Source organism: Streptomyces glaucescens, assembly GCF_002154375.1.
In the GTDB taxonomy this organism is placed as follows: Bacteria; Actinomycetota; Actinomycetes; order Streptomycetales; family Streptomycetaceae; genus Streptomyces; species Streptomyces glaucescens.
This window is the reverse complement of record NZ_MUND01000949.1, coordinates 1-2,010: the sequence shown is the minus strand read 5'-3', so window position 1 is coordinate 2,010 and position 2,010 is coordinate 1. Positions and strand designations below refer to the sequence as shown.

At 73.6% G+C, this 2,010-nt stretch carries 2 protein-coding genes; both read right to left on the bottom strand.

Translation table 11 applies throughout. The features are described 5' to 3' along the window. Positions 1–66 precede the first annotated feature (66 nt). Positions 67–1,026 carry a Dyp-type peroxidase gene (locus tag CCN42_RS39625; RefSeq protein WP_086741987.1) on the bottom strand — a complete coding sequence of 320 codons (960 nt, stop codon included), beginning with the start codon at positions 1,024–1,026 and terminating at the stop codon, positions 67–69. Between the two features lie 182 nt (positions 1,027–1,208). Next, positions 1,209–2,009, bottom strand: coding sequence for a Cof-type HAD-IIB family hydrolase (locus CCN42_RS39620; protein ID WP_245877685.1), 801 nt, complete (start codon positions 2,007–2,009; stop codon positions 1,209–1,211). Position 2,010 lies beyond the last annotated feature (1 nt).

Here is a 2,010-nt window from a genome sequence, read left to right as displayed (position 1 = left end):
CTCCCCCGGCGGCCGGCGCCGCCCCGGCCTCCGGGGACGACGGCGACGAGGGCGAGGACGACTGAGTCACCTCGGCTTGCCGTGCTCGGACAGGTCCTGGAGCAGGTCGGCCGAGGGGACGAAGAACAGGGTGCCGGTGACCGCGCGTGAGAAGTCCAGGAGCGGGTCGGGGCCACCGGCCGGCGTGCCGACGAACATGCGGCGCAGCATGGTCTCGGTCAGCTGGGGGTCGCGGGCGTAGGCGATGAAGTAGGTGCCGAACTCGCCCCGGCCCGGTCGGCCGAACGGCATGGCGGCGCGCAGGATGCGCTGTTCGGCGCCGTCCGGGCCGAGCACGGTGTTGACGTCCTTGTGCGAACCGGGCGCGTCCAGTTCCAGGCCGGTCGCCTTGGCGCGGCCCATGACCCGCTCCTGCTCCTCGGTGGTCAGGCGCTCCCACGCGGCCACGTCGTGCAGGTACTTCTGCACGATCGCGTAGCTGCCGCCCCGGAACTCCGGGTCCTCGTCACCGATCAGCGCCGCCTCGGCGGCGTCGGCGCCGACCGGGTTCTCGGTGCCGTCGACGAAGCCGAGCAGGTTGCGGGCGTCGTAGTAGGCGAAGGCCTGGGTCTCGTCCTGCACGGTGGCCGCGCCGCGCAGCCCCTTCATGATCTCGGCGGTGAGCGCGAAGCACAGGTCGGGGCGGGCTGCCCGTATGTGGAAGAGCAGGTCTCCCGGGGTGGCGACGGCGTGGTGGCGGGGCCCGGTGAGTTCGCGGAACGGGTGCAGGGCGGCGGGGCGCGGCGCGCCGTAGAGCCGGTCCCAGGCCTGCGCGCCGATGCCCGCCACGCAGGACAGGCGTCCCTCCGGGTGCGGGAAGGCGAACGCCCGCTCGAGGCCGGGCAGTTCAGCCAGCACCTCGCGGGCCGCCGGCTCCCCGCCGGGGTCGACGGTGACCACCAGGAAGACCGCGGCGCTCGCTGGTGGGCCCAGCACCGGCTGCGGCCGGCCACGGGGCGACGGAACCGACGGAACCGAGGACGACATGACTCCCCCTCTTCGACGTGACGTCACGGCCACAGCGGCCGGTCGGCATCCGTCACCATGCCCAGTGCGGCGGAGGGCGACACGGCCCGCCGACCGTGCGCCGCAGCGCGCTGCCGCGTACCGGCGGCGCGAGCGGCCCGCGAGCGCCCGACCGCCTTGCCCGGGGCGGCAGTTGGGAGGCGTCAGGCCGGCAGGCCGAGCACCCGTCGGATCGTGCGCAGCACGCCGTCGTCGTTGTTGGAGGGCGCGAGATGGCGGGCCCGGCGGATGACCTCCGGGTGGGCGTTGGCCATGGCGAAGGACCACTCGGCGGTGTCCATCATCTGCAGGTCGTTGAGGTAGTCGCCGAACACCATGGTCTGGGCGGGAGTGATGCCCAGCTCGCGCTGGAGGCGGCGGACTGCGGCGCCCTTGTCGGCGGTGCGGTTCATGACGTCGACCCAGTGCTCGCCGGAGACCACGACCTGATGGGTGCCGGCGAACGCGGCCAGCGCGGGGGCGGTGGTGCGTTCGGCGGAGCCGAAGTCGTAGAGGGCCACCTTGAGGATGTCGTCGTCGACGGCGGTGACGTCGTCGACGATCCGGTTCTCCACGTAGTAGCGGCGGACCTCGGCGAGGAAGGCCGGGTCGGTCCGCTCGACGTAGGCGGACTTCTTGCCGCAGACGACGGCGCCGACGTCGGCGCCTCCCGCGGACAGCCGCCGTACCGCCGCGACGATCTCGGCGACGACGGCCGGGTCCAGCGGGTCGGAGCTGATCTCCACCCCGTCGCGCACCACGTAGGTGCCGTTCTCGGCGATGAACACCATGCCCTGCGCGGCCGGGGCGAACTCGCGGGCGAGGGTCGCGTACTGGCGGCCGCTGGCCGGGCTGAAGAGCACGCCGCGCTCGCGCAGCTGCTCCAGCACCTCCCACAGTCCGGCGGGGGCCCGCTTGTCGTCGTCCAGCAGCGTGCCGTCCATGTCGGTGACGACGAGCCGGATG

Bases quoted from the DNA above. Each gene is read 5' to 3' on its own strand.
- CCN42_RS39625 (WP_086741987.1), bottom strand. From the start codon at position 1,026: ATGTCGTCCTCGGTTCCGTCGGTTCCGTCGCCCCGTGGCCGGCCGCAG.